The organism is Phytohabitans maris (genome assembly GCF_031085175.1).
In the GTDB taxonomy this organism is placed as follows: Bacteria; Actinomycetota; Actinomycetes; order Mycobacteriales; family Micromonosporaceae; genus Phytohabitans; species Phytohabitans maris.
Genome location: NZ_JAVHUY010000051.1, coordinates 1 through 24606 on the forward strand (window position 1 = coordinate 1; position 24606 = coordinate 24606).

The 24606-nt window shown below is 71.3% G+C and carries 25 protein-coding genes and 2 pseudogenes; 12 read left to right on the top strand and 15 right to left on the bottom strand.

Annotated elements, in window-relative coordinates:
- The 5 genes and pseudogenes from RB614_RS36795 to RB614_RS44470 form a co-directional block, all read left to right on the top strand.
- On the top strand, positions 1 to 647 hold a 647-nt coding region (locus tag RB614_RS36795; protein ID WP_308717324.1), incomplete at its 5' end, for an NACHT domain-containing protein.
- Between the two features lie 26 nt (positions 648 to 673).
- Complete coding sequence (locus RB614_RS36800; protein WP_308717325.1) at positions 674 to 1471, top strand: hypothetical protein; 798 nt, start codon at positions 674 to 676, stop codon at positions 1469 to 1471.
- A 9-nt stretch (positions 1472 to 1480) separates the two neighbouring features.
- Positions 1481 to 1780: a hypothetical protein gene (locus RB614_RS36805; protein WP_308717326.1), complete on the top strand. Its 300-nt coding sequence runs from the start codon at positions 1481 to 1483 to the stop codon at positions 1778 to 1780.
- Entirely contained in the window at positions 1777 to 2601 is an 825-nt protein-coding gene (locus tag RB614_RS36810) for a hypothetical protein (RefSeq protein WP_308717327.1), read from the top strand. Before RB614_RS36805 ends, RB614_RS36810 begins: the two co-directional genes overlap by 4 nt.
- A 99-nt stretch (positions 2602 to 2700) precedes the next feature.
- Positions 2701 to 2829, top strand: a pseudogene (locus RB614_RS44470) (NADPH-dependent FMN reductase); the annotation flags it as partial.
- On the opposite strand, the gene RB614_RS44475 reads toward RB614_RS44470, so the two are convergent.
- The 11 genes from RB614_RS44475 to RB614_RS36865 are packed head-to-tail and all read right to left on the bottom strand — an operon-like array spanning position 2800 to position 13518.
- Entirely contained in the window at positions 2800 to 2943 is a 144-nt protein-coding gene (locus RB614_RS44475) for a hypothetical protein (RefSeq protein WP_428983185.1), read from the bottom strand. The pseudogene RB614_RS44470 and the gene RB614_RS44475 overlap by 30 nt on opposite strands.
- Before the next feature lie 31 nt (positions 2944 to 2974).
- A complete protein-coding gene (locus RB614_RS36820) occupies positions 2975 to 3493 on the bottom strand; it encodes a flavin reductase family protein (RefSeq protein ID WP_308717328.1) in 519 nt (172 codons plus the stop codon).
- Complete coding sequence (locus tag RB614_RS36825; RefSeq protein ID WP_308717329.1) at positions 3490 to 4227, bottom strand: alpha/beta fold hydrolase; 738 nt, start codon at positions 4225 to 4227, stop codon at positions 3490 to 3492. The genes RB614_RS36820 and RB614_RS36825 overlap by 4 nt, the downstream gene beginning before the upstream one ends.
- Positions 4208 to 5917, bottom strand: a complete 1710-nt coding sequence (locus RB614_RS36830; RefSeq protein WP_308717330.1) for an FAD-dependent oxidoreductase — start codon at positions 5915 to 5917, stop codon at positions 4208 to 4210. Before RB614_RS36830 ends, RB614_RS36825 begins: the two co-directional genes overlap by 20 nt.
- Entirely contained in the window at positions 5914 to 7248 is a 1335-nt protein-coding gene (locus tag RB614_RS36835) for an NtaA/DmoA family FMN-dependent monooxygenase (RefSeq protein ID WP_308717331.1), read from the bottom strand. Before RB614_RS36835 ends, RB614_RS36830 begins: the two co-directional genes overlap by 4 nt.
- A complete protein-coding gene (locus RB614_RS36840; RefSeq protein WP_308717332.1) occupies positions 7245 to 8063 on the bottom strand; it encodes an ABC transporter ATP-binding protein in 819 nt (272 codons plus the stop codon). The genes RB614_RS36835 and RB614_RS36840 overlap by 4 nt, the downstream gene beginning before the upstream one ends.
- On the bottom strand, positions 8053 to 8874 hold the full coding sequence (locus RB614_RS36845; protein WP_308717333.1) for an ABC transporter ATP-binding protein: 822 nt from the start codon (positions 8872 to 8874) through the stop codon (positions 8053 to 8055). Before RB614_RS36845 ends, RB614_RS36840 begins: the two co-directional genes overlap by 11 nt.
- The gene (locus tag RB614_RS36850) at positions 8852 to 9715 is read right to left on the bottom strand and encodes an ABC transporter permease (RefSeq protein ID WP_308717334.1); all 864 of its coding nucleotides are present in this window, start codon (positions 9713 to 9715) and stop codon (positions 8852 to 8854) included. The genes RB614_RS36845 and RB614_RS36850 overlap by 23 nt, the downstream gene beginning before the upstream one ends.
- 1 nt (position 9716) lies before the next feature.
- A complete protein-coding gene (locus RB614_RS36855; protein ID WP_308717335.1) occupies positions 9717 to 10673 on the bottom strand; it encodes an ABC transporter permease in 957 nt (318 codons plus the stop codon).
- Complete coding sequence (locus RB614_RS36860; protein ID WP_308717336.1) at positions 10670 to 12175, bottom strand: ABC transporter substrate-binding protein; 1506 nt, start codon at positions 12173 to 12175, stop codon at positions 10670 to 10672. Before RB614_RS36860 ends, RB614_RS36855 begins: the two co-directional genes overlap by 4 nt.
- Entirely contained in the window at positions 12172 to 13518 is a 1347-nt protein-coding gene (locus tag RB614_RS36865) for an LLM class flavin-dependent oxidoreductase (RefSeq protein WP_308717337.1), read from the bottom strand. Before RB614_RS36865 ends, RB614_RS36860 begins: the two co-directional genes overlap by 4 nt.
- Positions 13519 to 13772: 254 nt before the next feature.
- Here RB614_RS36865 and RB614_RS36870 point away from each other — a divergent pair, with 254 nt between their 5' ends.
- Both RB614_RS36870 and RB614_RS36875 read left to right on the top strand, forming a co-directional pair.
- Positions 13773 to 14624, top strand: coding sequence for a LysR substrate-binding domain-containing protein (locus RB614_RS36870; protein WP_308717338.1), 852 nt, complete (start codon positions 13773 to 13775; stop codon positions 14622 to 14624).
- Entirely contained in the window at positions 14624 to 15121 is a 498-nt protein-coding gene (locus tag RB614_RS36875) for a cupin domain-containing protein (RefSeq protein WP_308717339.1), read from the top strand. The genes RB614_RS36870 and RB614_RS36875 overlap by 1 nt, the downstream gene beginning before the upstream one ends.
- Before the next feature lie 446 nt (positions 15122 to 15567).
- Here RB614_RS36875 and acnA read toward each other — a convergent pair.
- Together acnA and RB614_RS36885 are read right to left on the bottom strand one after the other, a co-directional pair.
- Positions 15568 to 16398 (bottom strand): annotated as a pseudogene (gene acnA / locus RB614_RS36880) (aconitate hydratase); the annotation flags it as partial.
- Between the two features lie 270 nt (positions 16399 to 16668).
- Positions 16669 to 17895, bottom strand: a complete 1227-nt coding sequence (locus tag RB614_RS36885; RefSeq protein ID WP_308717340.1) for an ABC transporter substrate-binding protein — start codon at positions 17893 to 17895, stop codon at positions 16669 to 16671.
- A gap of 294 nt (positions 17896 to 18189) precedes the next feature.
- Between RB614_RS36885 and RB614_RS36890 the strand changes: the two genes are divergently transcribed.
- Positions 18190 to 18570: an aldo/keto reductase gene (locus tag RB614_RS36890; RefSeq protein ID WP_308717341.1), complete on the top strand. Its 381-nt coding sequence runs from the start codon at positions 18190 to 18192 to the stop codon at positions 18568 to 18570.
- A gap of 41 nt (positions 18571 to 18611) precedes the next feature.
- Here the strand turns inward: RB614_RS36890 and RB614_RS36895 are convergent, their stop codons facing one another.
- Both RB614_RS36895 and RB614_RS36900 read right to left on the bottom strand, forming a co-directional pair.
- A complete protein-coding gene (locus RB614_RS36895) occupies positions 18612 to 18872 on the bottom strand; it encodes a hypothetical protein (RefSeq protein ID WP_308717342.1) in 261 nt (86 codons plus the stop codon).
- A 200-nt stretch (positions 18873 to 19072) separates the two neighbouring features.
- Positions 19073 to 19795: an SDR family NAD(P)-dependent oxidoreductase gene (locus RB614_RS36900; protein WP_308717343.1), complete on the bottom strand. Its 723-nt coding sequence runs from the start codon at positions 19793 to 19795 to the stop codon at positions 19073 to 19075.
- A 124-nt stretch (positions 19796 to 19919) separates the two neighbouring features.
- Between RB614_RS36900 and RB614_RS36905 the strand changes: the two genes are divergently transcribed.
- The 4 genes from RB614_RS36905 (at position 19920) to RB614_RS36920 (ending at position 24566) form a co-directional block, all read left to right on the top strand.
- A complete protein-coding gene (locus RB614_RS36905; RefSeq protein WP_308717344.1) occupies positions 19920 to 20705 on the top strand; it encodes an IclR family transcriptional regulator in 786 nt (261 codons plus the stop codon).
- Positions 20706 to 20951: 246 nt separating this feature from the next.
- Positions 20952 to 21893 carry an ABC transporter permease gene (locus RB614_RS36910; RefSeq protein ID WP_308717345.1) on the top strand — a complete coding sequence of 314 codons (942 nt, stop codon included), beginning with the start codon at positions 20952 to 20954 and terminating at the stop codon, positions 21891 to 21893.
- A gap of 121 nt (positions 21894 to 22014) precedes the next feature.
- Positions 22015 to 22980, top strand: coding sequence for an ABC transporter permease (locus RB614_RS36915; protein WP_428983183.1), 966 nt, complete (start codon positions 22015 to 22017; stop codon positions 22978 to 22980).
- A gap of 8 nt (positions 22981 to 22988) precedes the next feature.
- A complete protein-coding gene (locus RB614_RS36920; protein ID WP_308717346.1) occupies positions 22989 to 24566 on the top strand; it encodes an ABC transporter substrate-binding protein in 1578 nt (525 codons plus the stop codon).
- The last annotated feature ends 40 nt before the right edge of the window (positions 24567 to 24606 follow it).

The window sequence follows — 24606 nt, forward strand, 5'->3', positions numbered from 1 at the left end:
GGCTCGTCCTCGTCGACGGCCTGGACGAGGTCCTCGACGCCGACCGGCGCCGCACGGTGGTCCGCAAGCTCACCGCGGTCCCGGGCGACCGCTATCGGTTCGTCGTCGCCACCCGGCCGCTGGCCGACGGTGAGCTGCCGAAGGCGGGGTGGCCCCGGTTCGAGCTGCTGCCGCTGGCGGCGGGGCTGACCGGCTTCGCCGAGCGGTGGTTCGCCGCCCTTGGCCTGCCCGATCCGGCCGCGTCCGCGGCCGGCTTCACCCGGGCGGTACGCTATACGTCCCTCGCCGAGTTGGCCCGCACGCCGCTGATCGCCACGATGCTGTGCCAGCTGTTCGTCCTGCGCCCCGAGCGGGACCTGCCCCAGGGGCGCGCCGGCGTGTACCAGTCCTTTGTAGACCTCCTTCGGGAGCGCCGGTTCGCCGCCGACGGCGGCATCCACCCCAGCTGGAGAAGGGATTCGAACGGTACGGCCACTCCGCCGTCGACGCCGCCGCCCATCTCGCCGATTGGTTCGACGGGCTGCTCGGGCGCCTGGCGGCGGCCCGGCACGCCGACGACACCACACCGGCGATCGACCTGCTGGCGCGCTGGACCGGCCAGCTGCGCCCGGCGCACGTACCCGATGGGATTTGGCGATCGTCCATAGCGGACCTGCTACGGCGCGGCGGGCTGATGGTGCAGCACGGCGACGACTTCGCGTTCTTCCACCAGACTGTCGGCGAGTTCCTCGCCGCGGCCCACCTCGCCGCCGATCCCCGCCGCAGCGACAAGCTGTTCCGCGCCATGTTCCACTGGCGGCTGCACCCGGACGCGCGCGCGAGGGAGTGGGCGAGCTCGTGGGGAGGGCGGGCGAGCCGGTGGCGCATACCCCGCGACGAGTCCTTCGCCTCGTTCCTCGTCGCCGCCTGGCAGGGGCGGCCCGACCTCACCGGCGCGCTACTCAAGGTGGCCCGCCGCAGCGGCGCGGACGGTGGCAAGTTCATCGCCACGCTGACGACCGACGGCGTGGTCACCGACCGCCGCCTGATCGACACGGCCGCCCAGACGCCTCTCAAGACCTCACGCAGCCCCGGCTGGTGGAGCCCGCAGTACACGACGGCGACGGCGGTCGGCCGCATGGGTGACCCGCGCGGCGGCGACCGGCTCGCCGAAACCGTCGCCGATCCGCGCATCGCATCCGTCACCCGCCGGTACGCCGCTCGCGAGCTGCACAGCCTGGACAACCCGCGGGGCGCTGACCTCCTACTCACCATGGCCACCGACGAGACCGCCAACACCTACGACCGGATCGACGCCGCGATCCAGCTCGCCTGGCTGCCACCCGCCCCTCCGAACCCCTGGTCAGCGGCTGGGCCGCCAACCAGCTCGCCAAAATCAGCACCAACGGCTCGGCCGCCGACCAACTCGCCGCCATCGCCAATGACCCCGCGAGCAGCGCCGGCCGTCACCGTCTCGCCCGCGAAGCGCTGACCATCCTCGGTGACCGCCGAGGCTACCGGGGTCCGCGCCGCATCGCCCTGCTACTCAAAGCCCGCCGCCGCTGACCCGTTCCGCACACACGACGCGCCGGTCGCCCAGACCGTGACCCACCGCAACGACGGGCTCCACGGCAAGGTGGACGACCCGGGCGCCCAGGCGCTGGGCGGCGACCAGGGTGTCCCGTACTCCCAGAGCGAGCACCTGGCCGCGGCGCTGCACGCGTACGGCGTACGCTGCGATCTCTACCCAGTGCCGGGCGCCGGCCACGTCTTCCAGGGTGCGCCGGACGCGGCCGCTTGATCGAGGCGTCCCTGGACTTCCTCGACGACGTACTCAAACCCGATCAGGGTGCGCGGCTGGGCCCTCCGGCCGGGCGTGACGGGGTAGCCTCCGCGCAGCTCGGCGCGCACCCGCGGATACCCGGTCCGACAGAACGACGCGAAGTCCCGGGTCAGCCGGCAACACGGCAACACGCCACAGTCCGCGCCCCCGGCGAACGAGCGGTAACCACCCTCGAGACACTGCAGCCCAACCTGCCCGTCAACGCCACCTTCACCGGCTCCATCACGATCACCCCGATCGCCGGCGCCTCGATCACCTGCACCATCACCAACACCCAACAGGCCACAGCACAGCTGACCCTGGCGAAGGCGTGGCAAGACGGGGCAGCCGGTGACAGCGCCACCCTGACCGCCACCGGCAGCAGTACGGTGCCGGGTGGCAGCGGCTCCACGGTGGCTCAGGTGCCCGACACCGGTACCGGCACCTCGGCCGAGACCGTGGTCATCGCGGTGATCGCGGGCGAGACGGTCCAGCTGGTCGAGGCCAAGACCGCCGGCAACACCGGCGCATACACCACCACCATGTCCTGCAACCAAGGCCGTCTGGACGCCGCCACCGGTGTACTCACCGTGCCCGACCCGCTGAACGGCAACATCACCTGCACATTCACCAACGCACGGATCGCCCCCGCACCCGGTCCGCCCGGGGCGCTGCCCGTCACCGGCAAACCCTTGCTCGACACGATCATGACCGGCGTCCTCCTCACGGCGCCGGGCACCGCACTCATGCTGATCTCCCGCCGCACTCGGCAGAAACGCAATACCTTGCCAAACTCGTAAACTGCCGCACCTGGACGAGCCGATTCCGGCCTCCGCAGGACGGTACACGGGCGACCACACCGCCGCTGGTCGCGGACGATCGACCGGTTCGACGGCTACGTGTTCGTCACCCCGGAGTACAACCGCTCCACCTCCGGTGTACTGAAGAACGCCATCGACTACCTCTACCGCGAGGGAACGACCGTGCGGCCGGATTCGTCAGCTACGGCGTCGCCGGCGGCGTGCGCGGTCGAACATCTGCGGCTCGTCGCGGCCGAGCTGCAGCTGGCCACGGTACGCACCCAGGTAGGCGATTGCCTCGACCTCGATCCGCAGGTCCGGATTCGACAGCGGCGCCAGCACCGTCGAGCGGGCGTCGTCCAGGCTGCACGGGTCACGCGGCCTGCCGCTCGACCGTTGCGGAGGGCGGTGCCAACGACGTGTACCGGCCCATGTGGTAGATCAGCGGGGCGGCGCTGTGCGTGTGCTGGCCGTGCAGCGGCTCGGCCAGCACGATCGCGTGGTCGCCGGCCGTCACGTGTTCGGTGACGCGGCACAGCAGCCAGGCGACCGCTGAGTCCAGCAGCGGTACGCCGTGCGGGCCGTCTCGCCAGCCGGTGTGCGCGGCGAAGCGGTCGATGCCGCTCGTCGCGAACGTCCTCGCCACCTCGTACTGGTCCTCGCCGAGCAGGTGTACGCCCACGTGCCCGGCGCGTTCCAGCGTTGGCCAGCTGGACGAGCCACGGTCCAGGCAGAACGAGACCAGCGGCGGACGCAGCGACACCGACGTGAACGACGTGGCGGTGAAGCCGACCGGCGGCGAGCCGGGCGCCGTGACCACGGTGACGGTGGCGGCCTGGCGGCGCAGCAGGGTGCGGAACGCGTCCGCGTCGAGCCCGTTCACGGCCCTCACCAGCTGCTCGACTCGACGTGGACGACCGGCGTGATCGGTGTACCGCCGCGCAGCGCTTCCAGGAACGCCACCACTTCCGCGGCCACCGAGCGGTGCTGCAGGTCGTTGAGGACGTCGTGGTGCGCGCCACGGACGACCGAGAGTCGCACCGCGGGCAGCGACTTGACCAGGCGGGCGAGGTCGGCGCGGCTGACCAGCGGGTCCTCGTCGCCGACCAGCAGCAGATGCGGCTGTTCGGCGGTGCTGCCGTACGCGGCGTCGAGCAGGGCCGCTGGCACGGTCTCGGCGAAAGCTCCACGTTGGAGGAACACGTCGCCGGTCAGTACGCCGCGGTGCACCGGGCAGTGGGTGCGGACGTCGAGCTCGTCGTCCCATCCGCCGGTGTGGTGTGCGTCGTAGCCCGGCAGGCCGGCCAGCACCACCGCGTCGGGCCACCAGGCGGCGCCGGGACAGGGCTTGGCGACGAGGGCGCCCACCGCGGCGGCCGCGGCGTCGGCACCGGCCAGCGCCAGCGGGCGTACCAGGTCGGGAATCCCGGCGACCGCGTCGGCGAGGTTTTCGGCCAGGTGGGACGGCGCGAAGGGCAGTACGCGTACTCGGTAGGCGTCCGCGGCGAGGCGGGCGCCGAACCGGCCGTAGCTGGCCGGCGTCTCGCCGCGGCCGGCGACCACCAGCACGGTGCCGCGGACGCGGAGCCCTTCCGGCGCGGCAAAGTCACCGTAGTGCGAGGTCATGGGTGGCACCTTCCGTCGAGGTGGGGGTGGGCGCGGAGCGGCCGAGCACGCGGTCGAGCACCGCCGCGGCGGCGCCGCCGGGCGGCAGCTCCGTGCCGCGCCAGGCCACGTGCTGGTCGGGTCGGACGAGAACGTTGCCGGCGCCGTACACCCGGCGGGCCGCCTCGTCGGTCAGGTGCACGACGGTGAACGGCAGTCCTCGCTCGCCGGCGATGGAGGCGAAGGCGCGTTCCACCGTGCGGTCGCCGGTGAGTACCAGGAGCGCGAGGTCGTTGCCGGCCCGGTCGTAGAGGGTGTCGCCCCACGGGTCGACGTAGCCGTCGGGGGCACGGTGGCCTGGGCGCGGGTCGTCCTCGTACCGGTCCGCATCCCACGGCGGCTCGCTGGTGAGCTGGTCGTCCTCGTACCAGATGGCGTCCGAGGCGTCGTAGCGCTCGTCGAAGAGCACGCCCGGCGCCTCGCCCCGCTCCCCCGCCAGCAGCCGGCGGATCTCCTCGCGGCGGGCCTCCGCCTCGGCGCTGGTGTCGGCGTCGTCGGGCACCCCGACGCGGCGGATCTCGGCGAGCCGCTCCCGGGCCCGGCGGGCCCGGTCGAGGGCGTGGTCGGCGACCCGCCAGTTGTGCGGCCGCCGTTCCTGGTCGTACGAGTCGAGCAGCGCGTCCGCACCGTGTCCGCTGAGGACGGCGGCTAGCTTCCAGCCGAGGTTGACGACATCGCCGAAGCCCTCGCCCAGGTTGCCGCCCGGCGTGCGCACGTGGGCGGCGTCGCCGGCGAGCAGCACGCGCCCTTTACGAAACGTCGCCGCGATCCTCGTCGCCTGGTAGAAGGTGGTCGAGGAGGCAAGCTTGAGGTCGAGGTCGAAACCGAACGCGGCCCGTGCGGTGGCGAGGAACTCGTCTTCGCGCGGGTCGGCGTCCAGCGGGTACGGGCCGGCGTACACCCGCCACTCCCGCGGGCTGATCGCGGCGAGGAAGCCGGACGCGCGCTGGTTGAAGACGATGTTCGTGCCGCTGGGCGCGGCACCGGTCCGTTCGAAGACGTCGCCGGTGCGCACGACGAGGCGGAACATCTTCTCCTCCGCGTACCCGCCCTCGCGCGGGATGCCGGTAAGCCGGCGAACGGTGCTGCCGCCGCCATCGGCGCCGATGACGTAGGCCGAGCGGATGACCCGGGTCTGGCCACCCGAGACCACCGTCGTGAAGACCCGGTCGCCGGTGTCCCGCAACGACTCGACCCGCCACCCGCCGGCCACGGTAACGCCGCGCTCGCCGAGGTGGTCCAGGAAGACCTGCTGCAGCGCGGTCTGCGGGCGGCGGATGGGCGGGTGGAGCGAGTGCCGGAGCGGGCCGAGCTCGTCGAAGCCGCGCCGCGGCCGAGGACCGAGGTCGTGCCCGACCAGGGAGGTGGCGAGGCGGATGCCATGGTTCCACTCCGGTGGAAACGTCCACGCCTCCCGCACCCGCTGCAGCACGCCCCAGCGGCGGAAGTGCTCGACGACGCGGGGCGAGTGGCCCATCGCGCCGGCCCGCACCAGCGTCGCCCGCACCGCCGCGTCGACCACGGCGACGTCCACGCCCCGCCCGGCCAGCTCGACCGCCGCGGACAGGCCGACCGGTCCGCCGCCGACGACCAGCACCGCGACTTCCTCGGGCGGCGCGGCCACCGGAAACTCCACGTCGTGGGGGCTCATCGCCGTGCCTCCGCCATTGTCCAGCGGTTTCGCGGTACGGGCAGGCCGAGGTTGCCGCGCAGCGTGTCCGCCTCGTACTCGGTGCGGAACAGCCCGCGCGCCTGGAGCAGCGGCACCACGTCCGCGACGAACCGGTCCAGGTCCTCGTGGGTGCGGAAGCCCAGGTTGAGGCCGTCGAACGCGCCGGCGGCGAACCAGCTCGCGATGGTGTCCGCCACCGTGCGTGGGTCGCCGGTGAACGGGGACGGCTGGTAGTCGGTGAACGCGAGGACCGTCTCGCGCAGCGTCCAGCCCTCCTCGCGGGCCCGCCGGACGATCTCGGTGCCGCGGGTGCGGCCGCTGCGTTCGGCGAGCGCGGCCACGTCCGGGAACGGCGCGTCGAGGTCGTGCTGGGAGAAGTCGTAGGCGCCGAAGGAGCGGCCGAACTGGGCGAGCTTGCGCGGGAAGTCGTTGTCCGCGTCGAAGATCTCGCGGGACAGGCGGTGCGCCTCGGCGTCGGTGCCGGCGACCACCGGCTGGGCGCCGAGGAAGATGAGGACGTGCTCGGGGTCGCGGCCGATCGCGGCGGTGCGGCGTTTGATGTCGGCGTAGTAGTCGCGCGCCGATCGCAGCGACCCGCCCGGCGCGTAGATGCCCTCGGCGACGTGTGCCGCCAGGTTGCGCCCCTCCTCGGAGACGCCGGCCTGGAAGATCACCGGCTGGCCCTGCGGCGAGCGGGAGATGTTGAGCGGCCCGGCGACCCGGAAGTGCTCGCCCACGTGGTTGAGCGGGTGCAGCTTGGCCGGGTCGAGGAAGACGTCCCGCTCCACGTCGGCAGGAAACGCGTCGTCCTCATAGGAGTCCCACAGTCCACGTACGACGGTCACGTGCTCCAGTGCCCGGCCGTACCGGGTGGCGTAGTCGAGGTGCTCGTCGAGGCCGTAGTTGCCGGAGGTGCCGGAGTCGAGGCTGGTGACCACGTTCCAGCCGGCGCGGCCGCGGCTGATGTGGTCGAGCGAGGCGAAGCGGCGTGCCACGTTGAACGGCGAGTTGTACGTCGAGCTGAGCGTGCCGACCAGCCCGATGTGTCGAGTGTGGACCGCCACGGCCGACAGCAGTGTCAGCGGTTCGAGCCGGTTGAGGTAGTGCGGCGGGTAGGTGGCGTCGATGAACTGGCTGTCCACGATGAACAGCGCGTCGAACTTCGCGTGCTCGGCCGCTTTCGACTGCGCGATGTACCAGTCGATGTCGATGCTGGCGTTCTTCGGGACGCGCGGGTCCTTCCACAGGCTGTGCTGGCCGGGTCCCCCGACGCCGTACGCCCGCAGCGCGAGCCGGATCTGGCGGGTCATGCTGGTCCTCCGATGGTCTGCAGCAACGCGCGAAGCTCTTCGCGCTCGGCGCGGTCGGCGGCGGCCGAGCGAAGGGTCGGCGCGGAGCCGACGAGCAGCCGGGTGTACGGGTGCTCCGCGGCGTTGACGATCGTGCGGGCGGGTCCGGTCTCGACGATTTCGCCCTGGTAGAGCACGGCGATGCGGTCGGCGATCCCGGCGACCGAGCCGAGGTCGTGCGAGATGAACAGCAGCGCGGTCCCGGAGGCGCGCAGCTGTTTGAAGAACTCCAGCGCGCGGACCCGGGTCGCCGCGTCGAGCGCGCTCACCGGCTCGTCGAGGATGACCACCCGGGGCTCGGTGATCAGTGCGCGGGCGACCGTAACGCGCTGGCGCTGGCCGCCGGAGAGCTCGCCGGGCAGCCGGGACAGCAGCGCCTCGTCGAGGTGCACCCGGGCGGCGAGCTCGCGGGCCCGTTCGGCCGCCGCGCGCCGGGGCCGGCCCTGGATCAGCAGCGGCTCCACGATGGACTCCTCGACGGTGAGGTCGGGGTCGAGGCTGCGCAGCGGGTCCTGGAAGACGTACTGCACGAGGCCGCGGCGGCGCAGGGCCCGCCACCGCCGGCCGCGGTAGCCGGTCACGTCCTCGCCTGCGACGGTGACCCGGCCGGCGGAGGGGCGGACCAGGCCGACGACGGCTCGGGCCAGTGTGGACTTGCCCGACCCGGTCTCGCCGATGAGGCCGACGGTCTCGCCGGCCGCGACCGAGAGTGAGGCGCCGCGCAGGGCGTGGGTGCGTCCGTAGTGGACGTCCAGGTTGGACACTTCAAGCGACATGGTCCAGCTCCTTCTCCTCCGTGAACCGGTCCAGGCCGTACTGCTCGTGCTCGGCGATGAGCAGCTTCGTGTACTCGTGCCGCGGCTCGTAGAGGATCCGCTCCACCGGTCCCTGCTCGACGGTCTCGCCGGCCCGCAGCACCAGGACCTCGTCGCAGAGCTGGGCGACGACGGCGAGGTCGTGCGAGACCACGACGAGCGCCAGGCCGGTCCGCTCGCGCAGGTCGGCGAGCAGGTCGAGGATCTCCGCCTGCACGGTCACGTCCAGGGCGGTCGTGGCCTCGTCGGCGATGAGCACCTTCGGGTCGGCGGCGATCGCGGCGGCGATGAGGACCCGCTGGAGCATGCCGCCGGACAGCTCGTGCGGATACTGCCGGTAGACCCGCTCCGGGTCACGCAGCCGCACCGCGCCGAGCAGCTCGATCGCCCGCTGTCTGGCGTCCCGCCGGCCGAGTCCCTTCTTGACTCGCACGACCTCGGCGACCTGCGTGCCGACCTTGAGCGACGGGTTGAGGTACGAGGCCGGGTCCTGGAACACAGCGCCGATCGTGGTGCCACGCACCGCGGTCCACTCCTTCTGGGTGAGCGTGGAGACGTCGCGGCCCTCGATCTCGATCTGGCCGCCGGAGACCGCGAAGTGCTCCGGCAGGATGCCCAGCACCGCCTGGCAGGTGAGGGTCTTGCCGCTGCCGGACTCCCCCACGATGCCGACCGCCTTTCCGGGCGTCAGCGCGAACGAGACGCCGTGCACGAGATCCCGCCGGCCGACGCCGTCGTGGATCCGTACGTCACGCAGTGACAGCAGAGCCATCGGCCACCTTCCTCGTGTTGAGCAGTGCCCGCCCGGCCTGGCCGGTGACGTCGCGGATGGCGTCGGCGAGCAGGTTGCAGGCCCAGACCGTGGCCATGATGAGCGCGGTCGGCGCCAGCGGCGCCCACGGCTGGAAGCTCAGGTAGCCCAGCTCGGAGGCGAGCACGCCGCCCCAGGTGGGCGCCGGTGGCTGCACGCCGATGCCGAGGAAGGTCAGGCTGGACACGATGACGAAGCCGACGCCGGTGGTGTTGGCCAGCGCCACCGCGATGGGTGGGAGCACCTTGACCCACACGTGCTTGCGCACCACCCAGCCGACTGAGGCGCCGGCGACGATCGCCGCCTCGACGTACTGGGAGCGGGCCACCGACAGCGTGGCGGCCCGGGCCACCCGGTAGAACAGCGGGGAGACCATGATGCCGACCACGAACATCGCCTGCGGGATGCCGTTGCCGAGCAGAGCGGTGACCGCGACGGCGAAGACGAGGAACGGCAGCGCGACGAGCGTGTCCGCCAGCCGCAGTGTCACCCACTCGAAGGCACGTCCGAAGTAGACGGACAGGATGCCCGGCACCACGCCGACGACGAGCGCGATGAGCGCCACCTGCACGGCGCCCAGTACGCTCACCCGGGAGCCGTCGAGCAGCCGGCTGAGCACGTCGCGGCCGAGGTAGTCGGTGCCGAGCAGGTGCGCGCTCGACGGGTTGGCGAGGATGTCGGTGGTGCCTTCGAGCGGGTCCTGCGGCGCCAGGATCGGGCCGAAGACCGCCAGGAACGCGATGAAGCCGAGGATGCCGATGGCGATGCGGCCGCTGGTGAGCCTCAGTACGCGGCGGATCACGTCACACTCCTCTCGCGGACGCTGGCGCCACCCGGGCGAGGACGAGGTTGACCAGCAGGTTGAATACCACGACCAGCACGATCGAGACGACCAGCACGCCCTGCACGGCGGGTACGTCGCCGCGCTGTGCCGAGTTCGCCGCGAACTGCCCGAAGCCCGGCATCCCGAATATCGCCTCGGTGACGACGGCGCCACCGAGCAGGTTGGGAAACTTGAGGCCGAGGACGGCCAGCGCCGGCCCGACGCCGTTGCGCAGCACGTGCCGGAAGAAGACCCGGCGCGGGCTGAGGCCGCGCACGACCGCGCCGGTCACGTAGTTCTCCCGGTACGCGGCGACGAGCCCGGCCCGTAGCTGCCGGGCCACGTCGGAGACGGTGTCGAAGCTGAGCGCGATCGCCGGCAGCGTGATGTGCGCGAGCCACACGCCGACCCCCCGGTCCGCCGGTGCGTACCCGGCGGAGGGGAACCACCCGAGCCCGACCGCGAAGACGCCGACGAGCACGATGCCGACGACGAACGACGGCATGACCGAGATGAACGTCGTGAACCCCGTGATGGCGCGGTCCACCCAGGTGGTCCGGCGCAGCGCCGCGAGGACACCGAAGCCGAACCCGAACACCACGCCGATCACCAGCGCCAGCCCGGCCACCGAGAGGCTAATGGCCGCACCCTCTACCAGCAGCCGGGAGATGTCCGCACCGTTGTACCAGCTCTTGCCCAGGTCGCCGGAGAGCATGTCGCCGAACCAGTCGAAGTACTGGGTCAGGAACGGTCGGTCCAGCCCCCACTGGTGCTCGATCTGCGCGATCGCCTCCGGCGTGGCCGACTCGCCCAGCTGCAGGCTCGCCGGGCTCAGCCCGCTCAGCGCCCGTAGCGCGAACGTCACGAACGTGGCGACCAGGAAGACCGGTACGAAGATCGCGACCGAGCGGGCGAGGATGGAGAGCGCCTTTCTCACGGCTCGACCTTCAGGCCGGTCCAGTGGATCTGGCCTGGGATCGGAGTTATCGCGGAGACTTTCCTGCTCTTCACGAAGATGTTCGGCTGCGAGTACGTGAACACCAGCGCCCGGCTCTCCAGCCCGGCGCGGGTGGCGGCCTGCAGGTTCTTCGCATAGTCCGGCGAGTCCAGCGGCGTGCCGCGGGCCAGCGAGACCGCCTTCTCGAAACCCTCCGGCTGGTACGGCGTGCTGAGGTTGAGCGGGCCGTTCGGTCCGAAATGGGCGGTCAGCGTCTGCACGGGCGACTCGCGCCCGGTCGTACCGTACAGCGACAGCGCCAGGTCCTTGGCGAAGAACGGCTTCTCCCAGTTCGGGTCCACCTTGATGGTGATGTCGAAGCCGACCGCGTTCAGCTGCGACTGGACGATCTCCGAGGCGGTCGCGTACGTCTGCCCGGCGATGACCAGGTCGAGCTTGAGCTGACCGGGCGCGTACCCGGCCTCGGCGAGCAGCGACCTGGCCTTCTCCGGGTCGTACGGGTACCTGTTGGCGGACCGCTGGTCGTAGGCGAGGTACTCGGGCGGGAACGGCTGGTCGGTCGCCTTCCCGTACCCGAAGGTGACCTTGTCGACGAACTCCTGGCGGTTCGTCGCGTAGCGCACGGCGTCGACCACCTTGGGGTTGGTGAACGGCGCCTTGTTGACGTTGATGCTGATGTTCGAGGCGTTGAAGCCGGGCTGGAACACCACGTCGAGCCCGGCCGCCTCGGCCGCCTTGACCTGGCTGGCGGTGAGGTTCGCGAAGTCGTACACGCCGGTCTTGAGGCCGGAGACGACGGTGGCCGCGTCCGGCGCGGTCTGGAGCTCGACCCGGTCGATGTGGATGTTCGCGGCGTCCCAGTAGTCCGGGTTCTTCCTGAGGTAGACGTGCGAGCCGGGCACGAGCTCGGTGACGACGAACGGGCCGGCGCCGACCGGCGACTGGTCCAGCTTGGCCGGGTCCTGGGCCGCCTTCGGGCTGGTGATCTGCGCGACCCGCTCGCCGAGCAGCAGCGGGATCTGGTGGTCCACCTGGGTCAGCTGGATGACCACATCGAGGTCGCCCTGCGCGGTCACCGACTCGATCGAAGTGAGGTCGCCGTCGAGGGCGGAGTTCTCCTGCGTCTTGGCCCGTTCCAGGTAGGCCTTGACGGCGGCGGCGTTCAGCGGTTCGCCGTCCGAAAACCTCAGGCCCGGCCGCAGGTGGAACGTCACCTGGTCGCCCTTGTCGTTGTAGTCCCAGCTCTGCGCGAGGTTCGGCACCGCCTTGCCGTGCTCGTCGATCTCGGTGAGCGACGCGTACGCGAGCGAGAGGATGCGGAACTGCGCGCCGCTGCCGCTGACCACCGGGTCCCAGTGCGCGGGCAGCGTGACCGCCCACCGCAGGGTGGACTCGCCGGCGGCACCGGCACCACCGTCACCCGCGCAGGCGGAAAGTCCGAGAACGGCGGCGGCGAGGACGGCCAACGCTTTCTGTCTCATCGGGACGCTCCGATCAGGCGCTTGGCGGTGTGCGCGTTCTCCGGGACGGGCAGGCCGAGGTTGCCGCGGAGGGTGGATGCCTCGTACTCGCGGCGCACCACCCCGCGCTCGCGCAGGATCGGCAGCACGCCGTCGGTGAAGCGGGCGAACTCGCTGGGCGCGTTGACGGTGACGTTGACGCCGTCGAACGCGCCGGCCTCGAACCACCGCTGGATCTCGTTCGCCACCGTGAGCGGCGAGCCGACGAACGGCGACCGCCACGAGTCGAGCGTGTGCTGGACCACCTGGCGCAGCGTGTACCCGTTGTCGCGGGCCAGCTTCTTTATCCGCTCGGCCTGGGTGCGGAAGCTGCGGTCGCCGGCGTCGCCGACGTCCGGGAACGGCGCGTCGAGGTCGTACCGGGTGAAGTCGTGCCACCCGAACGGGCGGCCGAGCTCTCGCAGCGCTCGGTCGAAGTCCTTGCTGCCGCGCAGCGCGCGCTCCTTGTCCCGCGCCTTCGCGTCGGTGTCCGCGATGACCAGGCTGATCCCGGGAACGATGAGCACGTTCTCCGGGTCGCGCCCCTTGGCCGCCGCGCGGGCCCGGATGTCGTTCGCGAACGCCTGGCCCTGCTCGATCGTCTGCGCGTGCGTGAAGATCGCCTCGGCGATGCTCGCGCCAAGGTCGCGCCCCTCGTCGGAGTCGCCGGCCTGGAAGATGACCGGCCGCCCCTGCGGTGAGCGCTGGATGTTGAGCGGCCCGACGACGGAGAAGTGCTCGCCGACGTGGTTGAGCGGGTGCTGCTTGGAGGGATCGAAGAAGACACCGCGCTCCTTGTCGCGCGGGAAGGCGTCGTCCTCGTAGGAGTCCCACAGCCCCTGCACGACCAGCACGTGCTCCAGCGCGCGGCCGTACCGGGTGGCGTAGTCGTAATGCTCGGCCCGGCCGTAGTTGCCCGCCGTCCCGCCGTCGCCGGTGGCCACGACGTTCCAGCCGGCGCGGCCGCCGCTGATCAGGTCCAGCGAGGCCAGGCGACGGGCCACGTTGAACGGGTCGTTGTACGACGTGGTGAGCGTGCCGACCAGCCCGATGTGCGTGGTGTGCACGGCGACGGCGGAGAGCAGCGTCAGCGGCTCGAGCCGGTTGAGGTAGTGATTCGGCGAGTTCGGCGTAATGAACTGGCTGTCCACGATGAAGACGTGGTCGAACTTCGCGGCCTCGGCCTCCTGGGCGCGGGCGATGTACCAGCGGATGTCCACGCTCGCGTCGCCGGGTATCTCCGGGTCGAGCCAGGTGTTGTGCTGGCCGGGCCCGCCCACCCCGAGGAGGACGGCGCCCAGCTTGAGTTGTCTACGGTTGGTCACGGCAACGCCGCCCTTCGTGATCGACGAGGGTACGCAAGAGTCCCGCGCTCAGGCGGGGAACGAGGCGGAAGCCGTCAGCGACAGAGGGTCGCGGCGATGCGGCCTTGGTCGAGCCAGCGGCGGCTGGTTAGCGTCGCTGCGGGGCGCTGGCTCATGTACCCGAGTATGTGTGGCCGTCCCGCGCGGCGTCCAACGAAAGATCGTGATGAGCATCCATTACCACAGGTGATGGATTTCCTAGTAAACTGATAGGCATGACCAGGAATCTCGGCATCGTTCCGCTCCGGAGCTTCGTGGCCGTCGCGGACTGCGGCGGTTTCCAGCGCGCGGCCACCTCCCTGCACCTGACCCAGGGGGCGGTGAGCCAGCATGTGCGCCGGCTGGAGGAGGCGCTGGGCCGCACGCTCGTCGAGCGGCAGGGGCGCGGCTCCCGGTTCACCGCCGACGGCGAGGCACTCCTGGGCCACGCACGGCGGATCCTCGGCCTGCACGACGAGACCCTGCGCGAGTTCGGCGTCGAGCCGGGCCGCACGCTGGTCATCGGGTCGACCGAGCACGCCGCCGCCCAGCTGCTGCCCGAGCTGGCCGCCTCGCTCAGCGACACGTTCGCGCACTGCCGGGTCCGGTTCCGGATCGACCGTGGCGCTCAGCTGCGTGCCCGGCTGGCCGACGGCCGCATCGACCTCGCGCTGCTGCTCGGCCCGCCCGAGGAGCCCGACGCGCGCACCGTCGGCGAGCTGGAGCTGACCTGGTACTCGGCGCCCCACTGGACGCCGCCCGAGCACGGCGAGCCCCTCCCGCTCGTGGCGTTCGACGCGCCCTGCGCGCTACGCACCCTGGCCCTGGAGACCCTCGCCGAGCACGGCGTGCCGGCCGAGGTGGGTTGCGAGGCCGCGCACCTCGCGGGCGTGCAGGCGGCCGTGCGCGCCGGCCTCGGCATCGCCCTGATGGCCACGCTCGGCAAGAGCCCCGAGGGCCTGATCGCCCGCGACGACCTCCCCTCCGCCAAGCCGCTGCCGCTGTCCGTGACCCCGCGCCGGGGCCTCCCCGCCGATCTCGCGTCCGGCGCCGCCGCCTCGTTGACCCGCCTGCTAGGAGCCGCCTGATGCCTCCACTGCACGTTCCCGCATTCCGTACCCCCAGCGGGGTCGTCCTGCCGGCGGACATCGACCCGTTTCACCGGCGGCTGCACCGGGTCGCGCCGTCCGGGCTCGTCGACCAGACCTCGCAGACCTCGGGGATGAAGCGGCGGGAGGCGATCAGCGGCAAGACCGTCGGTGCCCGCCACCTCTGGATGGGCCAGACCCACGTGCCGGGCGCCACCAGCTCCGGCAACCACCATCACGGCGCCTCCGAGACCGCCATCTTCGTGGTATCGGGCACGCCCGCCTTCGTCTTCCTTGACGTGGAGGGCGACGAGCCGGTGGAGACCCGCATCCAGACCGGGCCGGGCGACTACGTGTTCGTGCCACCGTACGTACCGCATCGCGAGGAGAACCCCGACCCCGACACCGAGGCCGTCGTCGTGATCGCCCGCACCACCCAGGAGGCGATAGTGGTCAACCTCGACGGCCTCGACTGGACCGAGGTCACCCTCGGCTGACTCCAGCGCGCCAGGCAGAGGCTTGCCCTCCGGAAAGCGCCGTACCCGGGTCCGGATGCGCTGGCCGATGCGTGGGCTGCCCCAGCCGGGGCCGGCCAGGGGCGGGGCCGGTCGTCGGTTGGGTTGGCGTACACGTGCGCGGGGCGCATACTGGCGGTGACCTCGTCGGGGATCTTGTGTGGTAACTCGATCAAACCCCGACGAGGTCTTTCCTATGTGGACCCACCTTGACTTTGGCGGGTTAGAGACAAAACCTCTGGCCAGGCGCTTAGGCCGGCAACACGATCGTCGACGCCGAGACCATCCAGGCCGACAACGGCAAGCTGGAGTTCTGCCTTATCCTCGGCGACGACAAGACGGTCACCCGGATCGACGTCGTCGTCATCCAGGTCTGCCAGTCACTGATTCAGGCGGCCGGATGGTGGTCGGTACCACGTGTGGACTACCTAGCGGGTGTGGAGGGTGTTGCGTACGACGTACGGCATGATTCCGCCGTGCCGGTAGTAGTCGGCCTCGCGTGGCGTGTCGAGGCGTGCCGTGGCCCGGAACGTCGCGTGTCCGGCGTGGACGGTGACCATGCCGGGGACGGCGCCGGTCAGCCCGGTGACCGTGAAGGTCTCGTGTCCGCTGAGGCCGAGCGACTCGGCGCTGTCGCCGGGCAGGAACTGCAGGGGCAGGATGCCCATGCCGACGAGGTTCGAGCGGTGGATGCGTTCGAACGACTCGGCGAGGACGGCGCGGACGCCGAGCAGGGCCGGGCCCTTGGCCGCCCAGTCACGCGAGGAGCCCGCGCCGTAGTCCTTGCCGGCCAGCACGAGCAGTGGTACGCCTGCGGCCCGGCACGCCATCGCCGCGTCGTAGACCGGTGTGACCCGTCCATCGTGGATGGTGAATCCGCCTTCGGTGTCCGGGGCGAGCTGGTTGCGCAGTCGCACGTTCGCGAAGGTGCCGCGCATCATGACCTCGTGGTTGCCGCGGCGGGAGGCGTACGTGTTCAGATCCGCGCGGGGCACGCCCAGGCCGAGCAGATGCCGTCCGGCGGGCGTGTGCGGCGGGATGGCGCCGGCGGGCGAGATGTGGTCGGTGGTGACCGAGTCGCCGAGCTTGACCAGGACCCGCGCGCCGCTGATGTCGGCCAGCGGTGGCGGTTCGGCGGCCAGCGCTTCGATGTAGGGCGGTCGGCGCAGGTACGTGGACGAGTCGTCCCAGGCGAAGGTGGCGCCGTCTGGTGTGGCCAGCTGCTGCCAGCGCGGGTCGCCGGTGAAGACGTCGGCGTAGGGTGTTGCGGACGGCGATCCAGAACCGAGGGTCCTGTGCGATCTGCGCGAAGTTGTCCAGGCCGACGAACCGCGTGTCGCGCACCGACCAGTCGGTAAAGGCGGTCCCGACGAGCAGGCCGATGGCGACCACGTAGAACGTGGCGAACAGGGCCACGCCGGGCGCCACCGAGAGCGCGACCGCGAGCCGGTTGCCCGTCCTCATCGGTCGGCGCGGGATTCGCCGGCGCGGCCTCGTCTGTGGAAGCGGGTTCATTGGTTGGCGCGGGCTCACTTGTTGAAGTGGGCGAGGAACGTCCTGGTGTCCATCGACCCCTGCACGTACGCCGGCCAGTAGTTGTCCCACTCGTCCCACATGCTCTGCGGCATGCTGTCGAGCAGCGGGTAGACGTTGGCGACCGCCTCTGACGCCTCGTGGAGCTCGAGCGCGAGCGGGTTGAGCTTCTCCCGGTCGGCCGTGTCGAACTCGCCGCGCACGGGCGGGAACGCGGCCGTCGCGGTCGACCGGATCACCTGCTCCGGCCAGGCGTACGCGAACTTGACGAACGCCCAGACCGCGTCCTGCTTCGCCGCCTCCCGGGCGCCGCTCGCCCAGCCGCTCCCCCGGCCGGAGATGGCGACGCCGTTGCCCGGGGCGGGCCCGTACGTCACCGCCTCGGCGAGGCCTGGCTCCGCGGTCTCGGACGAGATGACCGGCGCGTACCAGGGTCCGTTCGCCATCGCGGCGGCGTCGCCGGACAGGAACGGCTGGGAGGCCCGGTCGAACTGGCCGGTGAACGCGTCCTCGTTGACGAAGCCACTGGTGTGCAGCTCCTTGAGCCGCTCGACGGCCGTGACCCAGAGCGGGTTGTTCTCCAGCCCGCCTGCGAGCAGGTCGCCGGAGCCGAGGTAGTCGGCTCCGCCGGGCTGCGTGCCGATCAGGTGCGCGAGCCAGTTGAGCGTCACGAACAGGCCGTCCATGGCCAGCGGGATCTTGCCGGCGGCGCGGATGGCCGCGGCCGCCTGCAACAGCTCCGGGTACGAGGTCGGTGGCCGCGCGACTCCGGCCTCGGCCAGGATCTGTTCGTTCCAGAAGACGCCCAGCACGTTGCGGCCGTCGGGGACCGCCAGCAACCGGTCGAGCCCGCGCGGAGACCGCAGCATCTCGGGGAAGAACGTGTCCCGGAACGTCGTGTCGGCCTCGAACCGTGGACGGAAGTCCATGAGCCCGGCCGACTCGTCCAGCGGGACCAGATGGAGTTCGCCGAGGAAGAACAGGTCGGGCAGGTCGTCGACGAGGGCCAGGCGGGAGAGCTGCTGTACCCCCTCGGGGGTGTTCTCGTCGATGTTGGGTATGGCCTTCACCTGGTAGCGTCCGGCGTTGGCCTCGTTGAACCGCTTCACGAGGTCGGCCCGGTACGTGCCGATCGCGTCGGCGTCGGAGTAGGGCTGGCACACCGAACAGGTGATGACGACCTCGCCACCTTGGCTCTCCTCGGGCGATCCACCGATGTCCAACTTCCACCCTGCTGAGGCCACCCATGGACCGCGAAAGGTCTCCGTGGCGATACCGAGCGCCGAAGATGCCGCCGCCCGATCTGGCCGCACCGTGCCAGCGACTTTCAGAAAGGACCCTTTCGTGACTCTCACCCCTCGAACGCGCTTCGGCCGAACGCCGACTCCTTGGACCCGCCCCCCCTTGGGTCATAGCGCTCCAGGGAGCCGCAGCGCTGGCCGCCAGCAACGGAGTCGGCGTGGCTGCTTCTCTCGCGCTGATGCCGCTCACGCGAGACGTCACGGTCTGGTCAGGGGTTGCGCCTCATCGCCGGGTTCACCAGCGCGCTCGCCTTGGTCTATGCGGTCGGGGCGCTGCTGTCCGGACTGCGCCGACCGGCCCTGCACCTGATCGGGTGGGATTCGGTGTATTGGCGCGGGATCGTGTTCTCGGGACTGCGCGAGCGCAAGGTGGGTCACAGACCGACCACGAGGGAGAACTCGATGCAGACGCGAACCCTGGGCAAGACCGGCCTAGCCGTTTCCGGGTTGGGCCTGGGCGCGATGGGCATGTCCGGTGTCTACGGCGCGGCCGACCGCGCGGAGAGCATCGGCGCTGTGCATGCCGCGCTGGCGGCCGGCGTCACGCTGATCGACACCGGCGACTGTTGGGTGTCGCTGGGATGGTGGGGTTCGTAGCGGTGCACTGGGACAACCACATCGGAGCCCGGCAGGGCCGACTAGGCCGGCTCGCTCTGCTGTTGGCCGCCCGCAGGATCCGGCGGGGCAAGGCGGGGCTCACCCGGGCGGACGGCCGCCCGATGCAGACCATCGACGAGATACGCGCCGAGTACGGCCAGGGTGTGCTCGACGACGCCGTCCGCGACCCTGCCCTGGACCGCGTCCTGAACACCTACGTCGACCAGATCACCGCCCTCACGAGCGCGCCGGGCGTGGACAAGCAACGGCGGCGTCGTCCGCTTGGACGGCGCGGTACGCATGGCCCCGCGCTAGCCTGCTTCGGGGACCGTGGTCGCGCCGTGGACGCGGAACCTGCGGCCATCGTCGTGTGTGAGTCGGTACTGCCGCAGGTGCGCCTGCGGCTGGACGTCGAGTGGTTTTGCATATCCAGGAAGACCGCCTTGCGGCACCCACCCCTCAGGGCTGGCATGACGCAGGCCCGAACACGTGAGATGACCGGTCACCCCTGGATGAGGTACCCACCGTCGACGGGGAGGACGGTGCCGGTGATGTAGCTGGCAGCGTCGCTTGCCAGGAAGAGGATCGCGGCGGCCACCTCCTCTGGCTGCCCCACGCGGCGCTGCGGGATGCGGTCGGCGAGTCGGCCGGCGACCTCGGGCATGTCGAGGCTGGCCGCGTTCATGCTGGTGCGGATGGCGCCGGGCGCGACGGCGTTGACCCGTATCTCGAGTGGGGCGAGTTCGACGGCGAGGGCTCGGGTGAGCGACTCGATCGCCCCCTTGGACGCGTGGTACGCGGCGTCGCCGGTGAAGCCCAGCCGGGCCCGGATCGAGGAGACGGTGACGACGGACGCTCCGGGGCCGAGGTACGGCAGCAGCGCCCGTAGGATCTCGACGCCGGCCCAGACGTTGACGTCCATGACCCGGCTCCACAGTGCGTGGTCGAGGTCGCCGAGGGCGGCCCGCGGGTCGATGCCCGCGTTGCTGACGAAGTAGTCGACCCGGCCGGGACCGCCCGCGACGTGGCTGGTCAGCTGGTCGACGGTGGCGCGATCGGTGATGTCGCCGACGACGCTCACGAGCGGGTGGGCGCGAGTGTCCACGCCGATTACCCGGGCGCCGCTTTCGGCACCGGCGGCGGCGACCGCGGCGCCGATGCCGCTCGCCGCGCCGGTAACGACAACGACCTTGCCGGCCAGCGAGCCCGCGAACGGGTATGGCATCTGGTGCGCCTTTCGTCGATCCTGGAGCCGACCGCCGCAGCATAAGTCCATCGCGTATCACAGGACAAGCGGTGGTTGTGTAGGGTGCAACTTACACATCCACTCTGAGGATTGGCGGTCATTCATGGCGGTACGCGACAGCGAGGTCGAGCCCGAGACCGGCGCGAGCCCGGTGCGGACCCTTGCGCGCGGACTGACGCTGCTTGAGCTGATCGCCGGCGAGCCGGACGGCGTCAGCATCACCGAGCTGGCCAGCGGCAGCGGCCTTGACAAGGGCACCGCCTGGCGGCTGGTCGCCGCGCTCCGCGACCGGGGCTACGTGCGGCAGCGCACCGGCGACCGACGGTACGTCCTCACGGGCAAGCTGCTCAACCTCTCGCAGGGCTTCATCGGTCGGCTCGACCTGCGCTCCGCGGCGCGTCCGCACCTGGAGCGGCTCCGCGAGCGGAGCCGGGAGACCGTCCACCTGGCGGTGCTCGACGGTGCGACCGTGGTCTACATCGACCACCTGGAGCCCGACCGGGCCGTCCGGGTGCGCTCGGCCGTCGGCAACGTGCTGCCGCTGCACGTCACCGCCATGGGGCGGGCCATCCTCGCGGCGTTCCCCGAGTCGTCGCACGCTCAGGTCCTGGCCGAGAGCCGCCTCGACGCCAGCCACGACCACCTGGTGTACGACCTGGACCGGCTCGCCGAGGCGGTCGAGTTCGCTGTCGCGCGCGGCTGGGCCACGGTCAGCCGGCAAGACGAGGTGAGCCGCGTCGGCGCGGCCATCACCGAAGCCGGCGGCCGCCCGGTCGGCGCGGTGAGCGTCTCCGGCCCGGCGTACCGGATGAACGGCGACCTGAGCTGGGCGGGCGATCTCGTGCGCGAGGCGGCGGCGGCGATCTCGGCGGAGCTTGGCGCGGCCTGACCCGCGCGTCACACACGACCCTGCGGCACCCGCTCGTAGGGGCGGCGGAGCCATGCCCGGCGCTCGCCCGCGGGGGCGGCGGAGCCGTGTTCGGCGTCCCCGCGTTACAAGATCGCAACAGGGGCTTGACAGCCCGATCACCTGCGATGTTCGCTGTAACCTGCACAACAGCGTTGCGTTAAACACAACAACACGCTTCGTGGGAGGGGACACGATGGATCGGCAGCAGGGCACGGGGTGGCCACCGTGCTGAGGTTCGTGGGTCGCCGCCTCCTCCAGACCGTGCCGGTCGTCGTGATCATGAGCTTCGTCGTGTTCGCCGTGACGAGCCTGCTCCCCGGCGACGCCGCCCGTTCAGTGGCGGGGGAGGGCGCCTCGCAGGAGCAGGTTGACCGGATCCGCGAGCAGCTCGGCCTCGACGACAACGTCTTCGTCCGGTACGTCAGCTGGTGCGGCCGGCTTCTCCGCGGCGACCTGGGCACGTCGCTGACCAGCGGGCAGAGCGTGCGGGAGATGCTGGCCATCGCGGTGCCGGTGACCGCGGAGCTGGCCCTGCTCGCCATCCTCGTCGCCCTGCTGATCGGGCTCCCGGCCGGTGCGCTGACCGCGACCCGCCGTGCCGGCTGGATCGACACCGCGGTCAGCGGGCTCGCCCTGGTCGGCGTCTCGATGCCCTGGTTCTGGCTCGGCTTGCTGCTGGTTCTCGGCCTGTCACTGGGGCTGCCCTGGTTCCCAGCCAGCGGCTACACGGCGTTCACGACCGACCCGGTCGACAACCTGACCCACATGGTGCTGCCCACGCTCACTGTCGCGGTCGGCCTGCTCGCCCTGGTACTGCGGCAGACCCGAGCCGCGCTGCTCAACGTGATGTCGGAGGACTACATGCGTACCGCGACAGCCAAAGGGCTGAGCCGCGGCCGGGTGGTGGTGCGCCATGGGCTGCGCAACGCCCTGATGCCGGTCGTCACCGTCGTGGGCCTACAGGCGGGCGCGCTGCTCGGCGGCGCCGTCATCACCGAGACCGTGTTCGGCCTGCCCGGGCTGGGCCGCATGCTGGTCAACGGCATCTTTTCCCGGGACTACCCGGTGATCCAGGGCGCCGTCCTGGTCATCGTGCTCGCCGTCCTGGCGGTGAACGTGGTGACCGACGTGCTCTACGCCGCCCTCGATCCGCGGGTGCAGCTGTGAGCGCGCGAGTTGGCGCGGCGGCGTCTGGACGGAGCCGGCCCGCCGACGAAGTCGGGATTTCGGGCCGGCGGAGGAAGACGTCGCCTTCAGCGCCGCACGAGCAAGCGAACCAGGAGGCACTGTGAGCGGCCGCGGGTCCACCGGGGCGGACAGCTATCTGCGGCTGATCGGGCGCCGGTTCGGCAGCGCACCGCTCGCGGTCGCCGGGGCCGTGGTGCTCGCGCTGCTGGTCGTGGTCGCCGTCTTCGCTCCGCTGATCGCGCCGTACAGCCCGGACGCGGTCGACGTCGGCCAGGTGCTCAAGCCGCCGAGCGGTGCGCACCTGTTCGGCACCGACGAGCTCGGCCGCGACATCCTCAGCCGCTCCCTGTACGGCGCCCGCGTCTCGCTGCTCGTCGTCGGTGCCGCCCTGACCGTCGCCCTGTTGGTCGGCGCGGCTGTCGGTGTCCTCAGTGGATACCTCGGCGGCTGGTTCGACGCGCTCGTCATGCGGATCGCCGACGCGCTGCTGGCGTTCCCGATTTTGGTGCTGGCGCTGGCCATCGTGGCCGCCCTAGGGCCGAACATCCGCAACGCGGCGATCGCCATCGCCGTGGTCAACATCCCCGGCTTCGCCCGCCTGGCCCGCGGCGAGGTGCTGGCGCTGCGGCACCGGGAGTTCATCGAGGCGGCCCGGGCGGCGGGCAGCTCGACGTTCAGCATCCTGGTCAACCACGTGTCCCGCAGCATCGCCGGCACCATGCTGGTGTACGGCTCGCTGCGCGCCTCGGTCGGCATCATCACCGAGTCCGCCCTGTCGTACCTGGGCCTGGGCGCCCAGCCGCCGACCCCGACCTGGGGCGGGATGGTCGCCACCGGCTCGCAGTACATCACCGAGGCCTGGTGGCCCAGCTTCTTCCCCGGCCTGGCCATCTTCCTGGCGGTGTTCAGCCTCAACGCCGTGGGGGACGGGCTCAACGACGCTCTCAACGTACGCATCGGTGCCGTCGTCCGGCGGCGGCGCAGGTGGGGCCGGCTGTTTTCCCCGCCCGCACGCCCCGGCGCCGCGCCTGTCGCGGAGTCCTCCGCTCCATCCGTCCGTCCATAGGAGACGATATGAACCGTCCGTTTCGCCGCGGCCGGCGCGCGCTCGCGCTCGGCCTGACGGCCTTCGTCATGCTTGCCGGCGCCTGCTCGTCCACATCGGACAGCGGCGGGCACGCCGGCGGCGGCGCGCCGGTGCGCGGCGGCACGCTCACCGTCGGGCTGCAGGTCGCGCCGAAGAGCCTCGACCCGCTCTTCGGAAACGCGCCCGACCTCGACCGCAATGTTTTCAACGCCTTCTACCAGACGCTGGTGCGGATCGAGCCAGGCGGCAAGGTCGCCGACGTGCTGGCCAGCCGGCACACCGTCTCCGCCGACGGCCGCACGTACACGTTCACGCTTCGGCAGGGGGTGACGTTCGGCGACGGCACGCCGTTCGACGCGGACGCGGTCGTGTTCAACCTGAAGCGGGTCACCGACCCGGCGAACAACTCGCCCCGCGCGGTCGACCTCGTGGCGATCGACACCGTCACCGCTACCGACCCCCAGACGGTCACCGTCACGCTGAAGCAGCCCACCGCCGCCTTCCTGGCCGGGCTCGCCGGCGAGGCGGGCATGATGGTCTCCCCGACCGCGGCCGCCAAGGGCGCCGACGCGCTGCAGCGCGACCCGGTCGGCACCGGTCCGTTCGTCTTCGACGGATTCCTCAACGGCGCGGACATCAAGGCCAAGCGCAACCCGGCGTACTGGGAGAAGACCGACGACGGCGGCCAGCTGCCGTACTTCGACGCGATCACGTTCCGGGTCATCCCGGACGCGAACGTCAAGATGACCGACCTCAAGACCGGCGGGGTACAGCTGATCGACACCGTACCGATCCGCCAGGCGGCGGCGCTCGCGTCGGACGACGGGTACCAGCTCATTGAGGGGCGCGGCGTGGAGAAGTGGATGGCGTTCAACACCACCCGGGCGCCCTTCGACGACGTGCGCGTACGCCAGGCCGTCGCGTACGCGATCGACCGGAACGCGATCTCCTCGGCGATCACCAACGGGCAGGGCAGCGTCCCGGCGACGCTCTGCACCAAGACCGAGATCTGCTACGACGACGCGGTCAAGCCGACCGCGACCGACGCGGCGAAGGCCCGCTCGCTGCTGGCCGAGGCCGGCCGGAGCAGCCTCACCGTCACCGTCAGCGTGATCAACCGGGAGCCGGACAACACGATCGCCCAGCTGGTACAGGCCCAGCTCAAGGAGGTCGGCGTGACGGTGAACATCCAGACCTACGAGCGCGAGAAGTGGATCAACTCGGTGCTCGCCCACGACTTCGACCTCGCCACGCTTCAGATCGGCGTACCGCGGCTCGACCCGTCGCTGGCGTTCAACGGCAGCTTCCTGGCGGAGTCGGCGCAGAACTGGGCAGGGGTGAACGACCCCGACCTGTTCGCCGCGGTGGGTGCGGCCAACGCCGGCGCCGACCCGACCGAGCGGCGGGCCGACTTCGCCCGCGCCCAGCAGATCCTGCTGGAGAAGGCGTACTACGTCTTCTTCTACTGGAACACCGACCCGGCCGGGGCGAGCGCCCGGCTGCACGGGGTTACCGGCGACCAGTCGGGTGCCTGGAACCTCACCCGCGCCTGGCTCACGAGCTGACCTGGTACGCGGGCGCCGGCCGGTCCTCCTTCCGGCCGGC

Bases quoted from the DNA above. Each gene is read 5' to 3' on its own strand.
- RB614_RS36800 (WP_308717325.1), top strand. From the start codon at position 674: ATGGTGCAGCACGGCGACGACTTCGCGTTCTTCCACCAGACTGTCGGC.
- RB614_RS36825 (WP_308717329.1), bottom strand. From the start codon at position 4,227: ATGACCTCGCACTACGGTGACTTTGCCGCGCCGGAAGGGCTCCGCGTC.
- RB614_RS36830 (WP_308717330.1), bottom strand. From the start codon at position 5,917: ATGAGCCCCCACGACGTGGAGTTTCCGGTGGCCGCGCCGCCCGAGGAA.
- RB614_RS36835 (WP_308717331.1), bottom strand. From the start codon at position 7,248: ATGACCCGCCAGATCCGGCTCGCGCTGCGGGCGTACGGCGTCGGGGGA.
- RB614_RS36840 (WP_308717332.1), bottom strand. From the start codon at position 8,063: ATGTCGCTTGAAGTGTCCAACCTGGACGTCCACTACGGACGCACCCAC.
- RB614_RS36845 (WP_308717333.1), bottom strand. From the start codon at position 8,874: ATGGCTCTGCTGTCACTGCGTGACGTACGGATCCACGACGGCGTCGGC.
- RB614_RS36860 (WP_308717336.1), bottom strand. From the start codon at position 12,175: ATGAGACAGAAAGCGTTGGCCGTCCTCGCCGCCGCCGTTCTCGGACTT.
- RB614_RS36870 (WP_308717338.1), top strand. From the start codon at position 13,773: ATGACCAGGAATCTCGGCATCGTTCCGCTCCGGAGCTTCGTGGCCGTC.
- RB614_RS36875 (WP_308717339.1), top strand. From the start codon at position 14,624: ATGCCTCCACTGCACGTTCCCGCATTCCGTACCCCCAGCGGGGTCGTC.
- RB614_RS36895 (WP_308717342.1), bottom strand. From the start codon at position 18,872: ATGCGTACCGCGCCGTCCAAGCGGACGACGCCGCCGTTGCTTGTCCAC.
- RB614_RS36900 (WP_308717343.1), bottom strand. From the start codon at position 19,795: ATGCCATACCCGTTCGCGGGCTCGCTGGCCGGCAAGGTCGTTGTCGTT.
- RB614_RS36905 (WP_308717344.1), top strand. From the start codon at position 19,920: ATGGCGGTACGCGACAGCGAGGTCGAGCCCGAGACCGGCGCGAGCCCG.
- RB614_RS36920 (WP_308717346.1), top strand. From the start codon at position 22,989: ATGAACCGTCCGTTTCGCCGCGGCCGGCGCGCGCTCGCGCTCGGCCTG.